The sequence below is a fragment of the Nostoc cf. edaphicum LEGE 07299 genome (assembly GCF_015207245.1).
In the GTDB taxonomy this organism is placed as follows: Bacteria; Cyanobacteriota; Cyanobacteriia; order Cyanobacteriales; family Nostocaceae; genus Nostoc; species Nostoc edaphicum_B.
In genome coordinates this window covers 1-3,389 of record NZ_JADEXF010000707.1, presented here as the reverse complement: position 1 = coordinate 3,389, position 3,389 = coordinate 1, and the positions used below count along the sequence as shown (strand labels likewise).

Here is a 3,389-nt window from a genome sequence, read left to right as displayed (position 1 = left end):
AATTAAGGTAGTACCATCATGACTGATTGCGATCGCATTAACTGCCGCTAAGTGACTCTTGAGTGTGCGTACACATTTCCAAGTTTCAGGTAGCTGGTTTGTCAGAGATATTTTTTCTGCTTCAATATTGGGAGTAGAGGCTTTAGGCGTAACAAATTCTGATTTTTTCTTGAATTCAGCCTTAAGTGCTTGTAACTCATCTTCAACTTCCAAAACAGCAAATTTTTGGTTGAGATCGTCACCCGATAAAAATGCTTCTAATTCCATTACTGCTTCGGAATAGTAGCCCATCTGCAAAACTTTCTCTTCCATCCGCTCAAAAAGCTGTGCTGGAGTTTCGCTAATTCCAGATTCGTCTAACAGTTTGGCAATACCATAGGCGGCGAGTCCTACCACTGCACCAATTCCTGCTATTGGTACTGCACCAATCCCAAATGCCAGCCCTACTTTCGGTGCGACTAAACCCATACCACCGACGACGCTATAAACACCAGCACCGCCGACTGCACCAATTCCCATTGTAGTGATCGCAGCAGCATCTCCTTCGGCGATCGCTTTAAAAGCGCCATAAGCAGCTGCACCAGCCACAGCGCCAGCACTGACTACAGGAGTTGCACCAATTCCAACAGCGCCAAATCCGCCTGCTAGTCCCATCCCGCCTACTGTTGCGGAAACACCAGCACCTGCTATAGTTCCGCCTGCAATAAATGCTACACCTGTTTTAGAGTTTTGTGTCACTGGTTTTTGTTTTTGAAGAGGAATAAATTAGAAGAAAGAAGGCAAAGTACGATCGGGTTTTTATCCTTTCTGAGTTGAGATAAAGTCTTTTTAGAATAGCAAATACCCTCCAGTAAATTCACTGAAGGGCTATCTATAATCTTTGACGGAAATTTATATCCTTTATATTCAGCTACTTGCACCTTTGCCACGATTGCACTCGAAGCACAGCGTTTGCAAGTTACTAATGTCGTTAGTGCCTCCTTTAGAAAATGGCTCTTTATGATCAACTTCTAGCGTGACTTCTGGTGGACTTTTTCCACAAGAAACACATTTATGACCATCTCTTCGCAGAACTGTAAAACGAACTGATAGGGGAATATGACGCGATCGCTTTTTTGCTTCCTGCTTGGGTTGAGATTGGGATTTGGTAAAAGCTGTTTTTTTAATCTCTGTCTTCTTGGCTTTCGCAGGCTTTGGCTCATTCACTAGAACGGCAAAATTCCGAATCATCCCTCGTACCAGTTTTTGGAATTCATTAGGAGCCTTTTTTGCCATTGTTAAACCCACCCATAGCTTGAGCTTGCTTCTGTTTTAATTTGGGCAGTTGTTCTTTCTATAAACCTTAAGTCACTTTTGAGATTATCTATTATTGTTATTAGCTGATTAAGCTGATTTTCAAGGGTATCAGCAGTTTGCTGGTGAGTATACTTACGAGTCAAGGCTTCACGAGCCAAATCCTCACGTTCTTTTTTCATAGCTAATACAGCTATTCGATACCAAGTTTGGACTTCCTTTTGAGCTTGCTTGTAATTTATTTGCACCCTTTCTTTGCTAGCTTTAACATAATGAATGTTGTGCACTATACTTAGTCGTGTTTGGTTGAGGGATTCAATAACTTTCTTTGGGTCATTAGTATCTTGACCTCCATCAAGAAGCCTCAATAAACCATAAGCACCAAGTCCAACTACTGCACCAGCCGCAGCAACAGGAACCATACCAATGCTAAAGCCGCTTCCGGCTGCAAGTAACCCCATATTTCCAACAGTGGCAGAAACTCCAGCACCACCAACCGCTCCTAGTCCTGCGGCACCCAAAACCAAGGGATCTCGGTTTTCTATTCCCTTCTTAGTCCCATAAGCAGCCATACCAGCAACTGCTCCTGTAGCCATCAAGTGAGGCGCACCAATACCAATAGCTGTTCCTGCGGCTGCTAATCCCATGCCACCAACGGTTTGAGAAACAACAGCACCAGCCGCTGTTCCTCCAGCAATAAACACTGCGCCTTCTCCGTAATTGAAATTACCTGCCATGTCGTTCAGGTTTGCCCTGATTATGCGGCTGATGCGATCGCCTAGTCCCATAATGTTTCTCTCTTCTAGATACTACTTAGACTAAAGTAGGAAATTATACTATGCTCAAGTTTAAACAAAGTACGCTTTTGCTGCCTCGTAATAATCAATGAAATCTTACTTTCTGTTCTTAAATTTTGTGTAAAGTGCAGCCTTCTGCTATCTTAAGTTTTGAGATAACAAATTGCGTTTAACATGACCTCAGTTTATCCTCACAAAAAAGCCAGAGCTTTAAAAGCTACTAGCCGTCGCCCTGCTAAAGAACTCTGTAGCGATCTCTGACTGTCTATATATACTATATTCATTATGTCAAGTAAGCCTGCGCTTTTATTAATTAGCAAATTGGCGAACTTGAACAAAGAACGTACACGCGATCCAAAAAAGCTTAACAAGCAAGTTATTCCACAGAAATATCGATGCTATTTTGGTGCGATCGCACTCTCTATGACATGATGATTTTGTGCGATTCCGACAAACAGCTTTGTTAACTCATTACCAAATAATCGTAACTAATCCTGATGCGGTTATATATTACTATAACCAGTCTAAGCTGTCTTCGGTATCTCCATGAAATTCAGTAACTTGAAAATCGTTTTCTGTTGATTGTTTATTCCCAGAAAACATACCAAACTGCATTATCTGCTTGTGTATTTTAGATTTTACTGGTTCTAAAAAAGTTACAATAACACGGCTTTCTGATACATCAGATGGTAATTCTAAAAGTTGTATTTTACCGTTCTTGTACACTCCTACAATCGATTGCAACATTAGTATTTACCAAATTTGTACTCATAGAAATTATAAAGTTAATCCTAAAAATGCGCTTATTTGCTTAAAAACATCAAATTTTTGGGCTGCATTGACGCTAGCTGCTGCTATGCGTTACTTCTCCATGTTCGAGCTTATCTGCCAAAACACGCAAAGCTATCAAACCAACCAGCAGTAGTCCTGCTAAGGAACTCTGTAGCGATCGCCAATCTCCACATACACACCATATCCATTATGTCAATCAGTCCTGCGCTTTTATTAATTAGCAAATAGGCGAACTTTAACCAAAACCCATACGCAATCAGGGAATTTTCGACAACCCTGATGAAATCTACTGAAAAGATGGAATAACATTTGTGTGTGCTTCAGCAAATTGTGTATAAGAGTTGAAAATGACGATATGGCAACATCTAATATCCTCAAAGAACCACAGCTTTTGCGGCTGGGTAGCTTGTTTGGTGGACTGCGTGGCGATTTGACGGGAGGACTAACAGCAGCAGTGGTAGCATTGCCTTTGGCTTTAGCCTTTGCGGTGGCGAGTGGTGTGGAACC

General features: G+C 41.6%; 4 protein-coding genes and 2 pseudogenes. 2 read left to right on the top strand and 4 right to left on the bottom strand.

Annotated elements, in window-relative coordinates:
• The 3 genes and pseudogenes from IQ229_RS19330 to IQ229_RS19320 all read right to left on the bottom strand — a co-directional run.
• A pseudogene (locus tag IQ229_RS19330) lies at positions 1-738 on the bottom strand (hypothetical protein); the annotation flags it as partial.
• A 168-nt stretch (positions 739-906) separates the two neighbouring features.
• Positions 907-1,275 (bottom strand): HNH endonuclease, encoded by a 369-nt coding sequence (locus IQ229_RS24740; RefSeq protein WP_322744023.1) that lies wholly within the window; start codon positions 1,273-1,275, stop codon positions 907-909.
• 2 nt (positions 1,276-1,277) lie between these two features.
• Entirely contained in the window at positions 1,278-2,081 is an 804-nt protein-coding gene (locus IQ229_RS19320) for a PspA/IM30 family protein (RefSeq protein WP_194046522.1), read from the bottom strand.
• 183 nt (positions 2,082-2,264) lie between these two features.
• Here IQ229_RS19320 and IQ229_RS25015 point away from each other — a divergent pair.
• Positions 2,265-2,404 (top strand): annotated as a pseudogene (locus IQ229_RS25015) (Coenzyme F420 hydrogenase/dehydrogenase, beta subunit C-terminal domain); the annotation flags it as partial.
• A 199-nt stretch (positions 2,405-2,603) separates the two neighbouring features.
• On the opposite strand, the gene IQ229_RS19310 reads toward IQ229_RS25015, so the two are convergent.
• Positions 2,604-2,837, bottom strand: a complete 234-nt coding sequence (locus IQ229_RS19310; RefSeq protein ID WP_194046518.1) for a hypothetical protein — start codon at positions 2,835-2,837, stop codon at positions 2,604-2,606.
• A 400-nt stretch (positions 2,838-3,237) separates the two neighbouring features.
• Here IQ229_RS19310 and IQ229_RS24615 point away from each other — a divergent pair.
• Positions 3,238-3,389, top strand: a 152-nt coding sequence (locus tag IQ229_RS24615) for a SulP family inorganic anion transporter (protein WP_194046516.1), incomplete at its 3' end; no start/stop codon positions are given.